At 62.9% G+C, this 21,604-nt stretch carries 19 protein-coding genes and 1 pseudogene; 13 read left to right on the top strand and 7 right to left on the bottom strand.

The annotated features are described in order from the left end of the window. Positions 1-226 precede the first annotated feature (226 nt). The 4 genes and pseudogenes from LB545_RS20895 to LB545_RS20880 all read left to right on the top strand — a co-directional run. The gene (locus LB545_RS20895) at positions 227-1,885 is read left to right on the top strand and encodes an ABC transporter substrate-binding protein (RefSeq protein WP_140648692.1); all 1,659 of its coding nucleotides are present in this window, start codon (positions 227-229) and stop codon (positions 1,883-1,885) included. A 149-nt stretch (positions 1,886-2,034) separates the two neighbouring features. After that, the gene (locus LB545_RS20890; protein ID WP_140521245.1) at positions 2,035-3,069 is read left to right on the top strand and encodes an ABC transporter permease; all 1,035 of its coding nucleotides are present in this window, start codon (positions 2,035-2,037) and stop codon (positions 3,067-3,069) included. A 12-nt stretch (positions 3,070-3,081) separates the two neighbouring features. Continuing rightward, the gene (locus LB545_RS20885) at positions 3,082-4,239 is read left to right on the top strand and encodes an ABC transporter permease (RefSeq protein WP_140495091.1); all 1,158 of its coding nucleotides are present in this window, start codon (positions 3,082-3,084) and stop codon (positions 4,237-4,239) included. A 53-nt stretch (positions 4,240-4,292) separates the two neighbouring features. Then, a pseudogene (locus LB545_RS20880) lies at positions 4,293-6,590 on the top strand (dipeptide ABC transporter ATP-binding protein); the annotation flags it as partial. Between the two features lie 448 nt (positions 6,591-7,038). Here the strand turns inward: LB545_RS20880 and LB545_RS20875 are convergent. Further along, positions 7,039-7,629, bottom strand: a complete 591-nt coding sequence (locus LB545_RS20875) for a transglycosylase SLT domain-containing protein (RefSeq protein ID WP_140495095.1) — start codon at positions 7,627-7,629, stop codon at positions 7,039-7,041. 16 nt (positions 7,630-7,645) lie between these two features. Then, positions 7,646-7,849: a hypothetical protein gene (locus LB545_RS20870; protein ID WP_140623092.1), complete on the bottom strand. Its 204-nt coding sequence runs from the start codon at positions 7,847-7,849 to the stop codon at positions 7,646-7,648. Here LB545_RS20870 and LB545_RS20865 point away from each other — a divergent pair. Together LB545_RS20865 and LB545_RS20860 are read left to right on the top strand one after the other, a co-directional pair. Then, complete coding sequence (locus LB545_RS20865; protein ID WP_140623094.1) at positions 7,848-9,386, top strand: trimethylamine methyltransferase family protein; 1,539 nt, start codon at positions 7,848-7,850, stop codon at positions 9,384-9,386. The two genes, LB545_RS20870 and LB545_RS20865, sit on opposite strands and share 2 nt — an antisense overlap. Positions 9,387-9,452: 66 nt before the next feature. After that, on the top strand, positions 9,453-11,879 hold the full coding sequence (locus LB545_RS20860; RefSeq protein WP_140879845.1) for an FAD-dependent oxidoreductase: 2,427 nt from the start codon (positions 9,453-9,455) through the stop codon (positions 11,877-11,879). Between the two features lie 21 nt (positions 11,880-11,900). Here the strand turns inward: LB545_RS20860 and LB545_RS20855 are convergent, their stop codons facing one another. Then, positions 11,901-12,293, bottom strand: coding sequence for a DoxX family protein (locus tag LB545_RS20855; protein WP_224705764.1), 393 nt, complete (start codon positions 12,291-12,293; stop codon positions 11,901-11,903). 200 nt (positions 12,294-12,493) lie between these two features. On the opposite strand from LB545_RS20855, the gene LB545_RS20850 reads away from it, so the two are divergent. Beyond that, complete coding sequence (locus LB545_RS20850) at positions 12,494-12,982, top strand: hypothetical protein (RefSeq protein WP_140495103.1); 489 nt, start codon at positions 12,494-12,496, stop codon at positions 12,980-12,982. A 72-nt stretch (positions 12,983-13,054) separates the two neighbouring features. Here the strand turns inward: LB545_RS20850 and LB545_RS20845 are convergent, their stop codons facing one another. Further along, positions 13,055-13,831, bottom strand: coding sequence for a VOC family protein (locus LB545_RS20845; RefSeq protein ID WP_140495105.1), 777 nt, complete (start codon positions 13,829-13,831; stop codon positions 13,055-13,057). 300 nt (positions 13,832-14,131) lie between these two features. On the opposite strand from LB545_RS20845, the gene LB545_RS20840 reads away from it, so the two are divergent. From LB545_RS20840 to LB545_RS20820, 5 genes are all read left to right on the top strand, one after another. Then, positions 14,132-15,496, top strand: coding sequence for an NAD(P)-dependent oxidoreductase (locus tag LB545_RS20840; RefSeq protein ID WP_224705763.1), 1,365 nt, complete (start codon positions 14,132-14,134; stop codon positions 15,494-15,496). A gap of 2 nt (positions 15,497-15,498) precedes the next feature. Continuing rightward, the gene (gene preA / locus LB545_RS20835; protein WP_224705761.1) at positions 15,499-16,812 is read left to right on the top strand and encodes an NAD-dependent dihydropyrimidine dehydrogenase subunit PreA; all 1,314 of its coding nucleotides are present in this window, start codon (positions 15,499-15,501) and stop codon (positions 16,810-16,812) included. Positions 16,813-16,922: 110 nt separating this feature from the next. Beyond that, positions 16,923-17,441 carry an RrF2 family transcriptional regulator gene (locus tag LB545_RS20830; RefSeq protein WP_140495111.1) on the top strand — a complete coding sequence of 173 codons (519 nt, stop codon included), beginning with the start codon at positions 16,923-16,925 and terminating at the stop codon, positions 17,439-17,441. An 11-nt stretch (positions 17,442-17,452) separates the two neighbouring features. Next, positions 17,453-17,911: a carboxymuconolactone decarboxylase family protein gene (locus tag LB545_RS20825; RefSeq protein WP_140495113.1), complete on the top strand. Its 459-nt coding sequence runs from the start codon at positions 17,453-17,455 to the stop codon at positions 17,909-17,911. Positions 17,912-17,980: 69 nt separating this feature from the next. Beyond that, on the top strand, positions 17,981-18,358 hold the full coding sequence (locus LB545_RS20820; protein WP_140559665.1) for a DoxX family protein: 378 nt from the start codon (positions 17,981-17,983) through the stop codon (positions 18,356-18,358). A gap of 9 nt (positions 18,359-18,367) precedes the next feature. On the opposite strand, the gene LB545_RS20815 is transcribed toward LB545_RS20820, so the two are convergent. Together LB545_RS20815 and LB545_RS20810 are read right to left on the bottom strand one after the other, a co-directional pair. Further along, positions 18,368-19,090 carry an SDR family oxidoreductase gene (locus LB545_RS20815; RefSeq protein WP_140761266.1) on the bottom strand — a complete coding sequence of 241 codons (723 nt, stop codon included), beginning with the start codon at positions 19,088-19,090 and terminating at the stop codon, positions 18,368-18,370. Next, a complete protein-coding gene (locus tag LB545_RS20810) occupies positions 19,087-19,926 on the bottom strand; it encodes an SDR family NAD(P)-dependent oxidoreductase (RefSeq protein ID WP_224705760.1) in 840 nt (279 codons plus the stop codon). Before LB545_RS20810 ends, LB545_RS20815 begins: the two co-directional genes overlap by 4 nt. 102 nt (positions 19,927-20,028) lie before the next feature. Between LB545_RS20810 and LB545_RS20805 the strand changes: the two genes are divergently transcribed. After that, the gene (locus tag LB545_RS20805) at positions 20,029-20,901 is read left to right on the top strand and encodes a helix-turn-helix transcriptional regulator (RefSeq protein ID WP_224705759.1); all 873 of its coding nucleotides are present in this window, start codon (positions 20,029-20,031) and stop codon (positions 20,899-20,901) included. Between the two features lie 15 nt (positions 20,902-20,916). On the opposite strand, the gene LB545_RS20800 is transcribed toward LB545_RS20805, so the two are convergent. Continuing rightward, positions 20,917-21,552, bottom strand: coding sequence for a TetR family transcriptional regulator C-terminal domain-containing protein (locus LB545_RS20800; protein ID WP_140557473.1), 636 nt, complete (start codon positions 21,550-21,552; stop codon positions 20,917-20,919). Positions 21,553-21,604 lie beyond the last annotated feature (52 nt).

Raw genomic sequence — 21,604 nt, 5'->3', positions numbered from 1 at the left:
CTGGTCCTGTCGCAAACCGCGCCAATGTCTCAGTTTAATCGCCTGAAGAGATTTAGTGGAAATCCGTCGCGCACTAGCAATTTTGCGCCAAGACTGTCGCTATCACGCGAACCGCTCCCCCTCCAAAGTTGCACATTCGTCAATATGTTCCCAACCATGCCGTCTTTGACATCATGGCCTGGATGCGGAATGTTAATCGGCGGAAAGCCAACAATGGGAGTTAGTCATGACAATCTACAAGAGTAATGGCGATAGCGTTCCGGATCACATCCTGGCCATGGCCGAAGAGGCCAAGTCGGGTAAGGTCGATCGCCGCGAATTCCTCGCGCTCGCCAGCGTCTTCGGCGCTTCGACGGCCATGGCCTATGGCCTTCTGGGGCTCGCCGCCCCGACGCCGGCCAGGGCCGAGGACGTGCAGGGTAAGAAAGGCGGCGTGCTCAAGGTGGCAATGTCGGTCAAGGATCCCAAGGATCCGCGCACGGCCGACTGGTCGGAAATCTCCAATGCCGAGAGGCAGGCGCTCGAGCCGCTGGTGAAATACACCCACCAGTACACATTCGCGCCCTATCTCCTGGAAAGCTGGGACATCAATGACGACGCCACCGAGTACACGCTGCATGTGCGGCCGGGCGTCGAATGGAACAATGGTGACAAGTTCACCGCCGACGACGTGATCTACAATTTCACCCGCTGGGCCGACAAGGCCGCGGAAGGCAACTCCATGCCGGGCCGTCTCGGCAGCCTCGTCGATGACAAGACCAAGAAATTGCGCGAAGGGTCGGTCATCAAGGTCGACGACATGACCGTCAAGCTGAAGCTCACCAAACCCGATATCGCCATCATCCCCAACCTGACCGATTATCCGGCACTGGTGGTGCACAAGAGCTTCGACGAGAAGGGCGCCAACTTCAAGAACTGCCCGATCGGTACGGGTCCGTTCGAGCTCGTCTCCTACGACGTCGGCCAGAAGGTCGTCTACAAGCGCCGCGAGACCGGCAAGTGGTGGCAGGGCGAAGCCTTCCTCGATGGCGTCGAGTTCATCGATTACGGCACCGATCCGGCCGCAACGGTTTCGGCCTTCGAATCGGGCGAAGTTCAGACCAACCATGAGACGACCGCCGACTACGTCAAGATCATCGCAGACGTCGGCGCGCCGCCTTCCGAGGTCGTGACCGCCGCCACCGTGGTGTCGCGCTTCAACGTCAACGCCAAGCCTTATGGCGACCAGAAAGTGCGTCAGGCGATGTGTCTGGCCGTCGACAACTCGGTGGTGCTGCAGCTCGGCTACGGCAATGCCGGCACGCCGGCCGAGAACCACCATGTCGCGCCGATCCATCCCGAATATGTCGAGCTGCCCAAAATCAAGCGCGACATCGCCAAGGCCAAGCAGATGCTGACGGAAGCCGGCGTGATCGATTTCGAACACGAGCTGATCAGCAACGACGAGGACTACCACAAGAACACCACGGACGCGATCGCGGCCCAACTGCGCGAGGCTGGCATCAAGGTGAAGCGCACCGTGCTGCCGAGCTCGACCTTCTGGAACGACTGGACGAAATATCCGTTCTCGGAAACCAACTGGAACATGCGTCCACTTGGCATCCAGGTCATCGCCATCGCCTACCGCTCGGGTGAAGCCTGGAACGAGACGGCCTACGCCAATCCGGACTTCGACAAGAAGGTCAACGAGGCGCTCGGGATCGCCGACGCGGAGAAGCGCAAGGTGGTGATGAAGGACATCGAGCAGATGCTGCAGGATTCCGGCATCATCATCCAGCCTTACTGGCGCAAGCTCTACATCAACATCAAGCCCGAGGTGAAGAACCACTCGATGCACCCCACCTACGAGCACGACTTCGGCAAGGTCTGGCTCGATCAGGCGTGACCCACAGCCTGTCGGGAGCGGGGCGCCAGCGCCTTTCGCTCCCGCGGCATCGCCGCCGTTGCATTGGATGCAGCGGCGGCGTGACGTCACAAGGTTTTTGATACAGGGTTGAACCTATCTGACCCCAACCCGGCCGGCAGGGGGGTACAATGTTCTCATTCATCGCCAGACGCATCGGCACGATACTGCTCACGATGCTGTGCCTGACGCTGGTCGTCTTCTTCCTCGTCAATCTGGAACCCAACCTGAAGAAGCTGGCGATCAGCCAGACCGAGATGCACACCTCGGCCGAACAGCTGGAAAGCTGGCTGGTCAATCACGGCTACCGGCAGAACTTTTTCGTGCGCTACGGCCAGTGGCTCGGCGTCGTGCCCAAGCAGCCGGTAACCGATCCGGCGACCGGTAAGCCGGCGCAGCGCTTCTCTTTCTGCAATGATCCGGCCGAGCCGAAGTTCTCCGGCGTGCTCCAGGGTGATTTCGGCTGCTCGACCAAATTCAAGACCACGGTGGGGGCCAAGCTATTCCCTGCGCTCGGCGCCACGGGCATCCTGATGTTCTGTGTGCTGGCGGTGATGGTGCCGGTCTCGCTGCTGATCGGCATCCTGGCCGGCATGCGCGAGGGGTCGCGCACCGACCGGGTGCTGTCGGTCGCCTCGATCGCCTCGACGGCGACGCCCGAATATGTATCGGGCGTCATCTTTACCGTCATCTTCGCCTCCTGGCTTGGCTGGCTGAACGGATCCGCCGCATCGGCAAGCCAGGGCATCACCTTCTATAACTTCACGCTGCCGGTGATCACGCTGGCCATCTACGGCATCGGCTACATCGCGCGCATGACGCGTGCCTCGATGGTCGAGGTGATGACGCAGCAATATATCCGCACCGCCCGGCTGAAGGGTCTTTCCTTCAAAAGCGTGGTGGTCAAGCACGCGCTGCGCAACGCTCTGATCGCGCCCTTCACCGTGATCATGCTGCAGTTTCCGTGGCTGCTCACCGGCGTCGTCATCGTCGAGGTGATGTTCCGCTATCAGGGCTTCGGCTACACGCTGGTCGAGGCCGCAGGCAACAACGACATCGACCTTTTGCTCGGCTGCTCGCTGGTCTCGGTGTTCATCGTCCTGATCACGCAGCTCATTTCCGATGTCGGCTACGCGTTCCTCAATCCGCGCATTCGGGTCCAGTAGGGGAGACGGCGCATGCAAGCCCAATATATCGGCGCCTCCACCGTCGTCCTCGAAGTGCTCTGGCGCTTCTGGCCGGTCTGGCTCGCGCTTCTCATCGTCATGGGCGCGAGCTTCCTCTACAAGAAGAAGCTGGCTCTCTACGGCCAACTGTTCGACAGCGGCGTCGGCATAGCGGGGGTGGCCATCTGCCTGTTCTGGCTGTTCACGGCGATCTTCGCCTCGACCATCTCGCCTTTCGATCCGCTCGGCCAGATTCCCATCATGAAGGATACACTGCCCGGAGCCATCGAACCGCAATCGGGCCTCGCTTATCTATTCGGTGGCGACAAGCTCGCCCGCGATGTCTTTTCACGCATGGTCTATGGCAGCCAGATCGTCCTGATCATCGCGCCGGCGGCGACCGGCTTCGCGCTCATGGTCGGCATCACGCTCGGCCTGCCGGCCGGCTATTATGGCGGCAAGATCGATACCGTTTTGTCGTTCCTGGCCAATCTCGTGCTGGCCTTCCCGGTTATCCTGCTGTTCTACCTCCTGGTGACGCCGGGCATCATGGACACGCCGATCCCCTACGCGCTGGCCGGCGTTTTCTTCCTGTTCCCGATTATTTTCTTCTGCGTGCTGTTCTGGACGCGCTACAAGAACCGTTCCGACCGGATCTACATCCTGCTCGGACTGACGCTGGTGGTCGGCGGCTGGATCTATGCCGGCCTGGTGTTCGATGCCGACCCGCTGAAGATCGTGCATATCGATCCCAACCAGCTCAACATCTTCGTGGCGGTGGTGTTCGCCTCCAGCCCGGGCGTGTTCCGCATCGTGCGTGGCCTGACCATGGATATCAAGACGCGGGACTATGTGGCGGCGGCCCAGACGCGCGGTGAGTCGCCATGGTACATCATGCTGTGGGAGATCCTGCCCAATGCGCGCGGACCGCTGATCGTCGATGCCTGCCTGCGCATCGGCTACACAACCATCCTGCTCGGCACGCTGGGCTATTTCGGCCTCGGGCTGGCGCCGGAAAGTCCCGACTGGGGCACTGCGATCAAGGATGCCAGCCGGCTGCTGCGTTCCTTCATCCACCCGGCACTGCCGCCGACGATCGCGCTGATGTCGTTCGTGCTGGGGCTAAACCTGCTCGCCGATTCCCTGCGCGAGCAATCGATGAAGGATTGATGGCGGGGTCCTCGACCCTACTTGCCCGGAAGAACCAAGGATTGGAGCGACCCATGAACGAGGCAGTTCGAAATCCGGCCAGGCCGAACAATGGGCCGATCATCGAGATCGAGAACCTGTCGATCTCCTTCTTCACCCGCAAGGGCGAGATACCGGCCGTGATGGATTTTTCCTGCACGGTCATGCCCGGCGAGGCGATGGGCATTGTCGGCGAATCCGGCTGCGGCAAGTCGACCGTGTCGCTCGGCATCATGCGTGATCTCTCCAACATCGGGAAGATCGTCGGCGGCAAGATCAAGTTCCAGGGCAAGGACATGGGCGAGCTCTCCGAGGAGGAGCTGCGCAGCATCCGCGGCAACAAGATCGCCATGATTTATCAGGAGCCGATGGCGAGCCTGAACCCGGCGATGAAGATCGGCCAGCAGCTAATGGAAGTGCCGCTGATCCACGACAAGGTGTCGAAGGAGGAGGCCTATAAACGTGCGCTCGAAATGGTGCGCTCGGTGAAGCTTCCCGATCCGGAACGCATGATGCGCTCCTATCCGCACCAGCTTTCGGGCGGCCAGCAGCAGCGCATCGTCATCGCCATGGCGCTGCTGTCGAAGCCGGCGCTGCTTCTCCTCGACGAGCCGACGACGGCGCTAGACGTAACGGTGGAGGCGGGCATCGTCGAACTGGTCAAGGGGCTGGGCGAGAAGTTCGGCACCTCGATGATCTTCGTGTCGCACAATCTTGGCCTGATCCTGGAGACCTGCGACCGCATCACGGTGATGTATTCGGGCGAGGCCGTCGAGACCGGCAAGATCAAGGACGTGTTCGACCGGATGCGCCATCCCTATACGCAGGGCCTTTTCCGCTCGATTCCACTGCCGGGCGCCGACAAGAACTCGCGGCCGCTGATCTCGATCCCCGGCCAGCTGCCCCTGCCGCATGAAAGGCCGAAGGGCTGTAATTTCGGTCCGCGCTGCCACCATTTCGTCGAGGGCGTCTGCAACGCCGCCGAAATCCCGATGATCGAAGTCGCGGGACATGAAGGTCATTTCTCGCGCTGCGTGCGCTTCAACGAAATCGATTGGGACGCCCTGCCGCCCGGCGCCAAAAAGGTCAATGAGAAGGTCGTGCCTGGCGCACCGGTACTCAAGATCGAGGACTTGAGAAAATACTACAAGGTTGGCGGCAGCGAGGTGTTCGGCTCAAGCGAGGGCCGCGTCGTCAAGGCCAACGAGACGATTTCGTTTACGGCGCGCGAATCCGAAACCGTCGCCATTGTCGGCGAATCCGGGTGCGGAAAATCGACGCTGGCCAAAGTACTGCTCGGGCTCGAGACGGCGAGCTCCGGCAAGGTCACGCTCGCCAACAAGGAAATCCAGTCGACCGGCATCGAGAGCCGCAGCGTCGACACGGTGTCGTCGATCCAGATGGTGTTCCAGAACCCGTTCGATACGCTCAACCCCAGCCATTCGGTCGGCTCGCAGATCATCCGCACACTGGAAAAGTTCAACGTCGGCAAGACCGTCGCCGACCGGCGCAAGCGCATGCTGGAATTGCTTGACCTGGTGAAGCTGCCGCGCGCCTTCGAGAGCCGCAAGCCGCGCCAGCTTTCGGGTGGCCAGAAGCAGCGCATCGGCGTGGCGCGCGCCTTTGCCGGCGATGCTAAGGTGGTGGTGGCCGACGAACCGGTCTCGGCGCTCGACGTGTCGGTGCAGGCGGCGGTGACCGAGCTGCTGATGGACATCCAGCGCAAGAACAAGACGACGATGCTGTTCATCAGCCACGATTTGTCGGTCGTGCGCTATATCGCCGACCGGGTCGTCGTCATGTATCTCGGCTATATCGTCGAGCAAGGTACGACCGACCAGATCTTCGCGCCGCCCTATCATCCCTACACCGAGGCACTGCTTTCGGCGATCCCGATCGCCGACACCAGCGTGGTCAAGAAGCACATCGTGCTGGAGGGCGACATACCCTCGGCGATGAACCCGCCGACAGGCTGTCCATTCCAGACGCGCTGCGGCTACAAGAGACTGGTGCCGGATAATCTCTGCGAAACCAAGGTGCCGCCGGTAAAGAACCTGGGCGACGGGCACATGAGCCTGTGCTGGCTCTCGGACGACGTTCTGGCGACGATGGAGCCGGTGATCAAGTTCGACAAGCAGCATGCCGACCATGAGGGCGTGCCGGACGATGCGCCGCATGGTGCCGGTCCGGGCTTTGCCGGTCAGCCGCCCAGCCGACCACATGGCAAGACCGCCAGTGCGGAAGCCAGCGCGGTGGGAGAGGACGCCGAGGAGACAGAAGCCGTGTGGCGAGCCCGCCGCCACGAGGTGCGCGACGAGGTCTCCGAAACAGGTGCACCGGCGACCGATGCCAACGCGACCTCCGCGCCTTTCACGCCGAGAACGCTTGGCGAGGGCCGCCAGGCAGAGAATGCGCGTGTCGCACCAATTAGCGGCCGTGCGGCCAGACCAGGCGCGGCGCGTGATGGCGCGGCCGACAGGAACCGACCCGCCGGCATCTCCAAGCCTGCCAAGCCGGACGACTTGAAATTGATATCCGGCGTAGGTCCGAAGACGGAAGCCATCCTCAATGGCCTCGGTATCTTCACCTACGCTCAAATTGCCTCGTGGAAGAAGGCCGAACGGGAGTGGGTCGACGACCATTTGAGATTCCAGGGCCGCATCGAGCGCGAGGACTGGGTCAAGCAGGCGAAGGCGCTCGCCAAGGGCGGCGAGGCGGAATACATCAAGGTGTTCGGCAGGAAGCCGCGCTGACAGATGCTGTCGTTGTAGCGGGAGCCCTTTAGCTGCCGCACTGCCTTAGCTGTTCGGCATAGTCGCGGGCCATCTTGTCGGTGGCCCGGGCATAGCTCTGGACGCCGGAATCGCCACGATTGCCGCGGCCATAGGCGGTCCAGCCGAGATAGTAGGCAAGGTAGAGATTGTAGGTGTCGTTGCGGGCGACGCCGTAGGTATCCGCTGTCTTGGAATGGTACCAGCCGACGAAATCGACGGCGTCGGAGAATTTGGTCCGGCGGGCCGCCCAGTTGCCCGTTTCGCTCTGATATTGCGACCAGGTCCCGTCCAGCGCCTGCGAGAAGCCGGTGGCCGACGAGACGTGCTTCCAGGGGATGAAACCGAGCAGTTTGGTGCGCGGCGGCCGGGCGTTGCTCTTGAAACCGGATTCCTTGCGCACGGTCGCCATCAGCACGGGGACGGGCACGCCGTATTTCTGCTCGGCGCGTTCGGCGGCCGACTGCCAATTGTCGAACCAGCCGTCATTCTGGTCGAAGACGGCGCAGACATTGTTGATGTGGCTGGGGGCCGTCGCACAGGCCGAAAGTGCCAGCAGCATACCAACCGCTACAATTTTACTAAAACTTGACCTACGCATCGGCAGAGCAATAGGCTCAAATCATAAAGGGAATCTTGCTGCCCTCGTTAACGGGCCGCCGATGCGGGCGCTTCAGAAAAATGCCATATTGATCACCCGACATATCTTGTCGCTTTTCATAAATCGATGTTTCGAAAATGCCGCCTCGGTTAAAATCGCGCCCGCAAACGGCGTATTTCTGACAGCTGGCGCGGTTTGTCGAGGCTTTGATGCCTGGCATGAACGAACCAAGACGCAAGCGCGGCGCCGAGCGCACCAGCAACCGGGGACCAGGGCCTATCCCGCAGCTGCCGGCGAGGCGGGTGACCAATCCTTATCCGCCGATGGCCTTGCTGTCGCCCGACCAGATCGAGGCGATCCACCAGGCGTCGATGCACATATTGGAGAATTTCGGCATCGAGGTGATGAGCCCGCGGGCGCTCTCGCTGTTCGAGCAGGCCGGTGCCAGTGTGGACCACGCGTCGGCGAACGTGCGCATTGACCGCGGCATGGTCGACGAGGCGCTGAAGACGACGCGGTCCAATTATTCCCTTACACCGCGCAATCCGGCCAACGCCGTTCATCTCGGCGGCAACACAATCAATTTCACGCTCGTTGCGGGGCCGCCCAATGTGCACGACATGGCGCGGGGCCGCCGCCCCGGCAATTTGCGCGACTATGCGGACCTGACCCGGCTGGCGCAGCATTTCAACTGCGTGCACATGCTCGGCAACCAGGTCTGCGCGCCGGTCGAATTGCCGGCCAATTCGCGCCATCTCGACACCTATTTCACCAATCTGACGCTGACCGACAAAAGCTTCCATGTCTCGGCGATCGGCCGGGGCAGGGCGCTGGACGGGATCGAGATGATGGCGATCGCGCGCGGGCTGACGCTGGACCAGTTGCGCGACGATCCCGGCATCGCCACCATCATCTCGGTCAACTCGCCGCGCCGTTTCGACGAGATGATGGCCGAGGGGCTGATGACGATGGCCGAATTCGGCCAGTCTGTGGCAGTGACGCCGTTCACGCTGATGGGCGCGATGAGCCCGGTGACGCTGGCGGGTGCGCTCGCGCAGCAGAATGCGGAAGCACTGTTCGGCGTAGTCCTGACGCAACTTGTGCGTCCGGGCGCGCCGGTCATGTATGGCGCCTTTACCTCCAATGTCGACATGAAGTCGGGCGCGCCGGCCTTCGGCACGCCTGAAAACACCAAGGCCAACATCGCGTCGGGGCAATTGGCACGGCGTTACGGGCTGCCCTACCGAACAACGCCGGGCTCGGCCTCCAACGCCGCCGATGCGCAAGGCGCTTACGAGACGTTGATGGCGCTGTGGGGCGCTGTGCTCGGCCACGGCAACCTCGTCTATCACGCCGCCGGCTGGCAGGAGGGCGGGCTGACGGCGTCGTTCGAGAAATTCATCATCGACGTCGAAATGATCCAGTACATGATGGAGTTTTTGCGCCCGATCGTGGTCGACGAGGCCGAGCTTGCCGTCGAGGCGCTGGGCGCGGTGCCGACCGGCGGCCATTTCTTCGGCGAGCCGCACACGCTGGAACGTTATGCGACGGCCTTCTATCAGCCGATGCTTTCGAACTGGCAGAATTTTGAAGCCTGGCAGGAAGCCGGCGGCCTCGACGCAACCGCGCGCGCGACGCGGTTGTGGAAGAAGGCGCTCGAAGACTATGTCGAGCCGCCGATGGACGTCACCGTGCGCGAAGCGCTGGAGGCCTACGTGACCAAGCGCAAGGAAGCGATTGGGGCGGGCGAGCCGTGATGCGCCACGAACGTCTCTTTTTGAATCATCTAGCCCATCCAACTCACTGATATCAGAGAAGAACCCATGAAATCGCATGCAAAGGTCGTGGTCATTGGCGGCGGGGTTGTCGGGTGTTCCGTGCTGTTCCATCTCGCCCGCCATGGCTGGACCGACGTCGTGCTTCTGGAGCGAGACGAGCTGACTTCAGGCTCGACGTGGCACGCGGCCGGCGGCATGCACACGATCAATGGCGATCCCAACGTCGCCAAGCTGCAGAAATACACGATCAACCTCTACAAGGAGATCGAGGAGCTTTCCGGTCAGGCGACCGGCGTGCATCTGACCGGCGGCGTGCTGCTGGCGGCGACCGAGGCGCGGCTCGACTGGCTGCGTGGCGTCGTCGCCAAGGGTCGCTATCTCGGCATCGATCTCGAAGAAATCTCGCCGAAAGAAGCGGCCGAACTGATGCCGCTGCTCGACCCCAAGCAGTTCGTCGGCGCTGTCCGCAACAAGGAAGACGGCCATCTCGATCCCTCCGGCGTCACCCATGCCTATGCCAAGGCTGCGCGTAAGCTGGGCGCCGAGGTCGAGCGCTTCACCAAGGTCGAGGACATCGTGCGGCGTCCCGACGGGTTGTGGCGCGTCATCACCAACAAGGGCGAGGTCGTGGCCGAGCATGTCGTCAACGCCGGTGGCCTTTGGGCGCGCGAGGTCGGCCGCATGGTCGGGCTCGAACTGCCGGTGCTGGCCATGGAGCACATGTACCTGATCACCGAGGACATGCCGGAGGTCGCCGCCTGGAACGCCAAGACCGGCACCGAGATCATCCACGCCGTCGATTTCGACGGCGAGCTCTATCTGCGCCAGGAGCGCGGCGGCATGCTGATGGGCACCTATGAGAAGGCCAACAAGGCATGGTCCGAGCACCAGACGCCGTGGAATTTCGGCCATGAATTGCTGGAGCCGGACATCGACCGCATCGCGCCGTCGCTGGAAGTCGGCTTCCGGCATTTCCCGGCCTTTCAGAACACCGGCATCAAGCAGATCATCAACGGACCCTTCACCTTCGCGCCTGACGGCAACCCGCTGGTCGGGCCGGTGCGCGGTTTGCCGGGCTTCTGGGTGGCCTGCGGCGTCATGGCCGGTTTCAGCCAGGGCGGCGGCGTTGGGCTCGCGCTGTCCAACTGGATGATCGAGGGCGATCCCGGCGCCGACATCTGGGCCATGGACGTGTCGCGCTATGGCGACTGGGCGACGATGGCCTACACCAACGCTAAGGTGCGCGAGAACTATTCCAGGCGCTTTTCGATACGCTTCCCCAATGAGGAATTGCCCGCCGGACGGCCGCTGAAGACCACGCCGGTCTATGACCTGCTGTCGGCCAAGGGCGCGCAATGGGGCGTGTCCTATGGGCTGGAAGTGCCGCTCTGGTACGCGCCCGAAGGCGTCAAGGACGAGTTCTCGTGGCGTCGCTCGAGCGATTTCGCGCATGTCGGCAGGGAGGTTGCAAACGTTCGCGGGGGCGTCGGCATCGCCGAGATTTCGAATTTCGCCAAATACGGCGTGACAGGCGAGGGGGCTGCTGCATGGCTCGACCGGCTGCTCGCCTGCAAGCTGCCGAGGCCAGGCCGCATGACGCTGGCGCCTATGCTGAAGGAGGACGGCAAGCTCATCGGCGATTTCACGCTGGCCAATCTCGGCGGCGAGGAGTGGTTCATCGCCGGTTCCGGCATTGCCGAGCAGTACCATATGCGCTGGTTCGAAAAGCATCTGCCCGCGGATGGTTCTGTCCGCATCGAGGCTTCGGGCGCGAAACTCACCGGCCTTGCCGTCGCCGGGCCGAAGGCGCGGGACGTGCTGGCCAAGGTCACGCGGACGGACGTCTCGAACGCCGCCTTTCCCTTCATGGCCATCGGCAAGATGGATATCGGCATGGCGCCGTGCCTGGTAGGCCGCGTCAGCTACACCGGTGATCTCGGCTATGAAATCTGGGTGGCGCCGGAATATCAGCGCGCGGCGTTCCAGGCGCTGATGGCGGCGGGCGAGGAGTTCGGCATTGGCCTGTTCGGCTCCCGTGCGCTGAACGCACTGCGGCTGGAAAAGAACTATGGCTCGTGGGCGCGCGAATACCGGCCGATCTACGGACCGCTGGAGGCAGGGCTCGATCGCTTTGTCGCCTATGGCAAGGAAGCCGATTTCATAGGCAAGACCGGGGCGTTGGCAGAGCGCAAGCAGGGCGGCAGGCTCAGGCTGCGCGCCTTCATCGTCGAGGCTGCCGACGCCGATGTCATCGGCGACGAGCCGATCTGGTTCGGCGGCACGGTGCGTGGCTGGGTGACGTCAGGCGGCTATGCGCATCATTCAAGGAAATCGGTGGCCATGGGCTACGTGCCGAAGGAGATCGCCGAGGAGAGCGAAGGCTTCGAGATCGAAATCCTCGGCAAGCGCCATGCCGCACGCATGCAGCCGGTGCCGCTGTTCGACGCCAATTTGCAGCGGATGCGGGCGTGAACAATCCGCATCCGGCTCGCATCAGGCAGCGCGGCGATTGTCGAGCGCAAAGGCGCCAGGGCCGGCGAAGAACAGATAGAGGAAGATGAAGCAGAACGAGATCGCCAAATCGCCGCCATTGTTGACCGGGAAGAAGCCGCGCGGCATGTGCGCCATGAAATAGGCGATCGCCATCTCGCCCGCCAGAAGGAAGGCGACTGGGCGGGTAAACAGCCCCAGCGCGAGCAGGATGCCGCCGGCGAACTCGAGAATGCCGGCTGTCAAAGTCAACCCGCTGAGGGCGTGGGGTTCGGCGCTTGCTGGGAAATTGAACAGCTTCTGGCTGCCATGCTCGATGAACTGCAGCGCGGTCATGATGCGCAGAACGCCGAGCGCCTGTGGCTGGTGTCGGGCCAAGCCTTCAAAAAGCGCCATCTGAAACTCCGTTTTCACCCCCCAGGTCCGGCCTAGATTATCGCCCCGAGATGGACCATTCACTTCCCGCTACCGGACATCAACAATCGGTGATGCGAGATGTTCCGCAACGCGTCGATATTTTCTCCCTAAGGTTGCATTATTATCCCTCTGGTTGTATCGATCTGTAGATAGTTGAAATCGTTTGGGGGTCTCTCGCTATGAAAAAAGTCGTCATCAGCTTTTTCGCAATCCTTGCCGGTACCAGCTTCGCGATGGCCGAGGATGCCGGCTGCGAGGCTTTCAAATGGCCGGTAACGCGCGAGCAGGCGCTGTTCGCCGCGCCTCCTTCTGCTGCGTCGGGGACGACGCTGGCGGTCGGCGCTGCCGCCGATCTGGTTCTGGTGCCGGCCGAGACGGCGGAATTCGCCCTCCCGCCGGAACGTGCCCCGGCGCCTGGCACGTTCGGCGCTGTCGCCAGCATGGTTGTGCCGCCGGAAGGGGGCATCCAGATAAGCCTGTCGGGCGAAGCCTGGATCGATGTCATTCAAGACGGCCATACCGTGAAATTGGCCGGCTACAGCGGGGTCAAGACCTGTCCGGACATTCGCAAAAGCGTTCGGTTCAAGCTTGCGCCCGGCCCGGCCACCGTCCAGTTCAGCGGTGCAAAAAAGGCAGGCCTGAAAGTCGCGGTGCTGACGCCGGAATAGCTCGGCGCCAAGCGAGGACACGGCCCTCAATCTTACGATCAAAGGCCGTCCTCCTGTGCGACGTTGAGCCCCTTACCGTCCGGGCGCCATCAAGGCGAAATGGGCGCCTTGCGGATCCTGGCACTGCACGATCCAGCTGCCGCCGGGGACCTCCATCGGGCCCATTAGGATCTTGCCGCCATTGTCGGTCACCTGTTTTGCCGCCGCGTCGATGGCGGTTACGTTGAAATAGAACTGCCAGACCGGCACCGGGATCTGTTCGGGTTTGTTCATGATGCCGCCACCGGATTCGGGGCCGGCCGCGAAGGTTTGATAGGTTCCCATCGGCCCCATGTCGAAATCGCCGGCATTGGTCCATCCGAACTGGCTGGAATAGAAGTCGAACGCGGCCTTCCAGTCGGTTGTGTAAAGCTCGTGCCAGCCGATATGGCCCGGCGTGCTGGCCGGCACGACCGGCTGGTCGGGCCCGTTCGGCTGCAGGAACATGAAGGTCGCGCCTTGCGGATCGGCGACGACGGCGAAGCGGCCGACGCCCGGAATGTCGTCGGGCTGGCGATGAACGGCGCCGCCGGCCTTCTGCAGCGACGCCGCGGCAGCATCGACATCCCTGGTGTGGATGTAGCCAAGCCAGGCGGGAGGCATGCCCATCTTGGCGGCATCCTCAGGCATCGTCATCAGCCCGCCGACGCCACGCTCGCCGACATTCATGACGATGTAGCGCGGCATGCCGGGAGCCTTGTCGAAGGCTTGCGCGGTCCAGCCGACCACCTTGGTATAGAACGCCTCGGCGGCGTCGAGGTCTGATGTCATCAATTCGTACCAGAAGAAGGGCATTGGGGATTTCGGCATCGTCGGTCTCCTCACCTTTTGCGTCGATCGTCCTTCGATCCATCATAGGACGATCTTCGAGACGGAAATCCGACAGCGGAGGAAAAATTGCGGCTCGACAGGCATGCCATGATTGCGGCCTGCCGCTTAGCGGACCGTCCTTCCTCGAAAGTTCGACATTCGCGCATTATGATATTAAACGTGAACCAAATTATCATGTTTTATTCGAGCCTTTTCAGAGGCTTATGTAGAAAATTGACCAATTGATAAAAAAATAAAACGTGCTAGCCTTCCCTAAAACGAAAACAAGGGGAACTGACGATGGCAGAAGGCCAGTTCAGGGAAGGCATTGCAGGCGGCCGGCTGCCTGCCGATCAGTATGCGGACAATTTTTCCGACCTGCATCCGCCGCTCGATCACCACGAGGCGCTGGTCGAAGCGGACCGCTGCTATTTCTGCTACGACGCGCCGTGCATGAACGCATGCCCGACCTCGATCGACATTCCGCTGTTCATCCGCCAGATCTCCACGGGCAATCCGATCGGCTCGGCCAAGACCATTTTCGACCAGAACATTCTGGGCGGCATGTGCGCCCGCGTCTGCCCGACCGAGACGCTGTGCGAGGAGGTCTGCGTGCGCGAAGTGGCGGAAGGCAAGCCGGTGCAGATCGGTCGGCTGCAGCGCTATGCCACCGATATCGCGATGAGCGAGAACAGGCAATTTTATCCACGTGCCGCACCGACAGGCAAGACGGTCGCCGTGGTGGGCGCCGGGCCGGCCGGCCTTGCCGCCGCACATCGGCTCGCCCGCCATGGCCACGACGTCACAATCCTGGAAGCGCGCGCGAAGGCGGGCGGGCTCAACGAATACGGCATCGCCGCTTATAAGAGCGTCGACAATTTCGCCCAAGCCGAGGTCGAGTACGTTACCTCGATTGGCGGGATTGATATCCAGAACGGTAAGGCGCTCGGCCGCGACTATCAGCTCTCCGACCTGATCCGCAATTATGACGCGGTGTTCCTGGGCATGGGGCTCGGCGGCGTCAATGCGCTGCGCGCCGATGGCGAGGCCGCCGTGGGCGTCACCAACGCCGTCGAGTTCATCTCCGAGCTGCGCCAAGCCAGCGATCTCTCCGGCCTGCCGGTCGGCCGCCGCGTCGTCGTCATCGGCGGCGGCATGACGGCGATCGATGCCGCGGTGCAGTCGAAGCTGCTTGGCGCCGAGGAGGTGACGATCTGCTACCGGCGCGGCCAGGAACATATGAATGCTTCCGAATTCGAGCAGGACCTGGCGGCCGCCAACGGCGTCGTCATCCGACACTGGCTACAGCCGAAGCGGGTGATTGCCGAAGGCGGCAAGGTCAATGCCATCGAGCTTGAATACACCGCCATGAACGGCGACAGTCTTGCCGGCACCGGCGAGACGCTGACCCTCGTTGCCGACCAGGTGTTCAAGGCGATCGGACAGAGTTTCGTCCCCGCTGCGCTGAACGGCAGCGGTGCTGCGATCGAGCTCGAGGCCGGGCGCATCAAGGTCGATGCGGAAGGGCGCACCTCGCTGGCCAAGGTCTGGGCCGGCGGCGACTGCATATTCGGTGGCGACGACCTGACCGTCTCGGCCGTGGCGCAAGGGCGTGATGCGGCGGAATCCATTCACCGGGCACTGACCTCGAAGGGGAGGGCATGAGCATGGCAGATATCAGGAATAATTTCGTCGGCATCAAATCGCCCAATCCGTTCTGGCTGGCCTCGGCGCCGCCGACCGACAAGGCCTACAATGTCGTGCGCGCCTTCAAGGCCGGTTGGGGCGGTGTCGTCTGGAAGACGCTGGGCGAAGAGGGCCCGCCGGTGGTCAACGTCAATGGCCCACGCTACGGCGCGATCTGGGGCGCCGACCGCCGTCTGCTCGGCCTCAACAACATCGAGCTGATCACCGACCGCGACTTGCAGACCAATCTGCGTGAGATGAAGCAGGTCAAGATGGAGTGGCCCGACCGGGCGCTGATCGCCTCGATCATGGTGCCTTGCGTCGAGGAAAGCTGGAAGGCGATCCTGCCGCTTGTCGAGGAAACCGGCGCCGACGGCATCGAGCTCAATTTCGGCTGCCCGCACGGCATGTCGGAGCGCGGCATGGGCGCCGCCGTCGGCCAGGTGCCGGAATATATCGAAATGGTTGTGCGCTGGTGCAAGCAGTACACGCGCATGCCCGTCATCACCAAGCTGACGCCCAACGTCACCGATATCCGCAAGCCGGCGCGAGCAGCACATGACGGCGGCACCGACGCGGTGTCGCTGATCAACACCATCAACTCGATCACCGGCGTCGATCTCGACAGCTTCGCGCCGATGCCGACCATCGACGGCAAGGGCTCGCATGGCGGTTATTGCGGCCCTGCGGTGAAGCCGATCGCCATGAACATGGTGGCCGAGATCGCGCGCGACCCCGAAACGCAGGGGCTGCCGATCTCCGGCATTGGCGGTATCACCACCTGGCGCGACGCTGCCGAGTTCATGGCGCTCGGCGCCGGAAACGTGCAGGTGTGCACGGCCGCGATGACCTACGGTTTCAAGATCGTGCAGGAGATGATCGCCGGTCTCGAAAACTGGATGGACGAGAAGGGCCATCGCTCGCTCGACGACATCATCGGCCGTGCCACGCCCAATGTCACGGACTGGCAGTATCTCAACCTCAACTATGTCGCCAAGGCGCATATCGACCAGGATGCCTGCATCAAATGCGGCCGCTGCCACATCGCCTGCGAGGACACCTCGCATCAGGCGATCACCAGCATGGTCGACGGCGTCAGGCATTTCGAGGTGATCGAGGCCGAATGCGTCGGCTGCAATCTTTGCGTCAATGTCTGCCCGGTTGACAACTGCATCACCATGGAGCCGCTGGCCGCCGGGGTGATGGACCAGCGCACCGGCATGCCTGTGTCGCCGGTCTACGCCAACTGGACCACGCACCCGAACAATCCGATGGCCAAGGTGGCGGCGGAGTAGGGCGGAACTTTCGAGGAAAAAAGCGGCGTCTTCGGGCGCCGTTTTCATTTTGCTATTGCAGATACAAAATATCCAGGATATAAGTTATCCATGTATTGGAGATTGGTATCATGAAACTCGGCGATGGCGTCGAAGCGGCCATCCACTGCGCGGCGACGCTGGCTGGCGTCGATGGCGACAGCACCATGCCAGGTGCGGCCCTGGCGGAGGCGTTTGGCCTGTCGCCGAGCTATCTCCTGAAACATCTCAACATGCTCACCGCTGCGCGCATCCTGGAATCCGTTCCTGGGCCGGCGGGCGGCTACCGGTTGGCGAAACCGGCCGAACGCATCACGCTGCTGGACATCGTGCTGGCGGTCGAAGGGCGCGAGCCGGCTTTCCGATGCGGCGAAATCCGCCAGCGCGGCCCGACGAAACTCGATGCATCGGCCTATGTCAGGCCGTGCGGCATCAATGCTGCGATGCTGAAGGCGGAGCGCGCCTATCGCGCGGCGCTGGCCGAGGTCAGGCTGTCCGACATCGTGTCGGACTTCATGAAAGGCGCCGATCCGCGGTCGGTCGCGGCAAGCTGCGCTTTCACCGAGCGCCACCAGCGGCAGCAGAAATCCAGTTCAACCAAGCAAGCATGAAAGGAAAGATGATGAGACAGAGGCTCCAGTTCTTCGCCAAGGCGCCCGAGATCATGAAAGCGGTGTCGGCGCTCAATAAGGCGGTCGACGAATGCGGGCTCGAGGAAAGCCTGCTGCACCTGATCAAGCTCAGGGCCTCACAGATCAATGGCTGCTCCTTCTGTGTCGAGATGCACAGCCGTGAGGCGAGGCGCGACGGCGAGACCGAACAGCGGCTTTATCTGGTTTCGGCCTGGAAGGAATCGCCGCTGTTTTCGGAGCGCGAGCGCGCCGCTTTGGCCTGGACCGAGGCCGTGACGCTGATCGCCAACAATGGTGTTTCGGACGAACTCTATGCCCGCACGCTGGAACATTTCTCGGAAGAGGAGTTGGTCAAGCTCTCCGTGGCGCTGGGCATGATCAATACCTGGAACCGGCTTTGCATTCCGTTCCACGCCATTCATCCGATGCCTGCCGCCAAGGCCGCCTGATTGTTCGATCACGATCGGAGCGCCGCCAAGGGAGGCGGCGCTCCCATTATTTCAAAGGGAGAGCGTTTGATGCTTGCCGATTTGCCCGCCGCCTTGTTGGTTCTCGGCCGGCTGTTGCTTGGCGGCGGGTTTGTCTTCGCCGGCCTGCGCAACATTCAGAACGCGGGCTTCTTGACGGGGCTGATGGCCGCGCGAGGCGTGCCGCAGGCGCGGCTGGCGCTGTCGGTCGGCATCGTATTGCAGATCGTCGCCGGCGTGCTGGTGATGGCGGGCTTCTGGACCGCGATTGCCTGTATGGCGCTGGTGATGTTCCTGATCGTCGCCACGCCGATGGTCCACAATTTCTGGGACCATCAGGGACAGGAGCGTGCGTCGCGTATCAATGGTTTTGTTGGCAATGTCGCGCTGAGCGGCGGTTTCCTGACGCTGATCGCCCAATCGCTTTGACGGTTGCAGCTAGGCCGCGAACCGCAAACCACCATCGCAGGTCAGCACCTGGCCGGTCATGAAGCCGTTGGAGACGAGGAAGGCTATGGCCGAGGCGACGTCCTCGGCGCGGCCGATGCGGCCGACCGGTGTCTTGCCGGCATAGTCGGCAAAGATCGCCTGCCGCTGCTCGTCCGGCAGAAAGTCCCACCAGGGCGTGTCGATGACGCCGGGCGCCACGACGTTGACGCGCAGCGGCTTCAGCTCGACGGCCAGGATCGGTGCCACCGTCAGGAGCATGCCATTGACGGCGCCGATGCCGGCGACGCCCGGCGTGGCGAGCTGGGCGGATACCGCCGAGATGAAGGTGACCGATCCTGATTTGTCCAGCGTTGGCAAGGCCGCCTGCAGGCAGGACAATTGCGGCCGCACCTTTTCGTCGACGCCGCCAGCGATATCGGCAAGGTCGAGTGTTTCGAACGGGCCAAGGCCCTTGCCGCCGCTCGCCGCCAGAACGAGATGGTCGAACGGGCCGATGCGCTCGAAGAATTGGCGCACCTCGTCGGGCTTGGCAGCATCGAACGCCGCCTTGTCGGCGGCGCCACCGAGACTTTTCCATGCGCTGACGAGCTTGTCCTGATTGCGCCCGGTGATGGTCACCTTCATGCCGGGGCCGAGCAGTTTGCGCGCCGTCGCCAGGCCGATGCCGGACGAGCCACCGATGACGACTGTGTGTTCGATCTTGCTGGTCATGAACGCTCTTCCTTCACTGTAGCCTGCCCGACAAGGTCGAGGCTCAAGTCGCGCAATTGTTGTCTTGCTCTGGCGTCGTAAGCCTGGGCGTCGGCGCGGGATTCGCGAAGGCCGTCGAAATAGAGGCCGCTGCGCCCTTCGAGCGCCGGCGAGGTGGCGACGTTGACGATCGCCTCGGCGCCGGTTTCCACCGAGCTCCACGGCGTGACGCCGGCCTCGCGGACCATGTTCGTGTTCATGTAGCTCGCCGGGTGCAGGGCGTTGACGGTAACCCCGCTGCCCTTGAGCTGCTCGGCGAGATCGACGGTGAACAGGATCTGCGCCAACTTGCTCTGGCAGTAGGCGCGCACGCCGCTGTAGCCATGGGTAAGCATGACGTCGCTAAAGTCGATGGCCTGCTGGCCCGCCGAGGCGACGTTGACGATACGCGCCGGCGCGCTGGCCTTCAGCAGGGGCAGCAATTCCTCCGTAAGCAGGAAGCCGGCGAGATAGTTGACGGCGAAGCGCAGTTCATAGCCGTCGGCGCTGACCTGCCTTTTGGCGTTTTGGCCAGCCGTGCCGACGCCGGCATTGTTGATGAGGATGTCGAGCCGAGCGGTTTTGTCACGCACGGCCTCGGCGAGCCGGCGCACCTCGGCCAGCGAGGCGAGGTCGGCTGCGAAGAACTCGGCCTTGCCGCCGGCCACCTCGATGTCCGCGACCGCCGCCTTGCCGCGCGCTGCGTCGCGCCCGTGCACCAGCACCCGGGCGCCACCTGCGCCCAGCCGTTGCGCGACGACCCGGCCGACACCATCGGTCGAGCCGGTGATCAGGATGATCTTGTCTTTCAGGTTCATGTCTGGAGGCTCCAATCGTTGCTCTCGAGAGAAGATGGGGCAGCGGGTGCGCGCCAAACAGTTCAAACTTTATCCTGGTATCGGTACTGCTATAATAGGGTCATGGATGTTCCTTCTCATTCCGCTGAAGACAGCCGCCGGCGCGAGCTCGGCGCCTTCCTGCGCTCGCGCCGCGAGAGGCTTTCGCCACAGGCCGCCGGCATTGCCTGCGGCGCGCGGCGGCGCACGCCGGGCCTGCGGCGCGAGGAGGTGGCGATGATCGCCGGTGTCGGCACCACCTGGTACACCTGGCTGGAACAAGGCAGGGATGTCAGGCCCTCCGTAGAGGTGCTGGCGGCGCTCTGCGAGGCGCTGCGCCTCGACGCTGTCGAGAAGCGGCATTTGTTCATCCTCGCTGGCCGCCAGCAGCCGGAGCATCGTGGGGCGACGCCCGAAAAGGTCGACGGGCCGTTGCTGCACATGCTGCAAAGCCTTGTGCTGCAGCCTGCCTATGTGGTTGGCCGGCGCTGGGACGTGCTCGCCTGGAACCCGGCAGCCGCCGCGGTGTTCGGCGATTATGGCTTGCTGGAAGGCGACGCCCGCAACATCGTCCACATGGTATTTACCAACCCGCACCATCGCCACCTGCTCGTCGACTGGGAAGAGCTTGCCCGCGTGGTGCTCGCTTCGTTTCGCGCCGAAAGCGCCAAATATGTCGGTGATCCCGATTTCGACCGGCTGATCGCGCTGATGATGCGCTCGAGCCCCGAGTTCCGCGATTGGTGGCCCCGACGTGACGTGGCGCGAAAGCTGACGGGTCTGAAGCACGTCCGCCATCCGACGGCCGGCGCCATGGCCTTCGAGCACATGAGTCTGTCGATCGACGATGGATCCGACATGCGGCTGGTCGTCTACACGCCGCTGGCCGAGCAGAACTCGATCGCCAAGCTGCAGAGCTTGCTTGATGCGCTGCCGGCCGAGCGGCGCAGCGCGTGAGCCTTCAGGGCAGGGTCAGGCCTTCGGCTTCAACCCGTCGAGGAACAATTGCTCCAGGAACCTCGCTGCGTCCTCGAAGCGGCCGTCGCCGCCACGGTTCGGGCCGAGCACGGCGCGGACCTGGACGTCGAAATCGGCATAGTGCTGGGTCGTCGCCCAGATCGAGAAGATCAGGTGCCAAGGATCCGTCCTGGCGATCTTGCCGGCGCGCATCCAGCCGTTGATGACGGTCGCCTTCTCGTCGACCAGCGTCTTCAGTTCGCCGGTCAGCAAGGGCATGATGCGTGGTGCGCCCTGCAGAATCTCGTTGGCGAACAGCCGGCTCTCGCGCGGAAAATCGCGCGCCATTTCAAGCTTGCGCCTGATGTAGCTCCTGAGCTCGGTCAGGGGATCGCCGATGTCGTCGAGTTCCCTGAGCGGCGCCAGCCATGTGTCGAGCAGGCGCTGCATCAGCGTCTCGTGAATGTCTTCCTTGCGGCGAAAGTAATAGAGCAGGTTGGGCTTCGACATCCCAGCGGCTTCGGCGATCTGGTCGATGGTCGAGCCGCGGAAGCCATTGGTGGAGAACACCTCGAGCGCGGCTTCGAGAATGAGTTCGCGCTTCTCCTGCTGGATGCGGGTGCGGCGAGGGGCTTCCGTGCTGGTGTTCACCGTTGCGCGCCCTCGTGTTGAAAGCGGTCTGGCCCAATTCTCTGGACCAGTT

It is taken from the genome of Mesorhizobium sp. BR1-1-6 (assembly GCF_020165355.1).
GTDB lineage: Bacteria > Pseudomonadota > Alphaproteobacteria > Rhizobiales > Rhizobiaceae > Mesorhizobium.
Note: the sequence above shows the minus strand (reverse complement) of the source record. Positions and strands in the feature narration are given on the sequence as shown.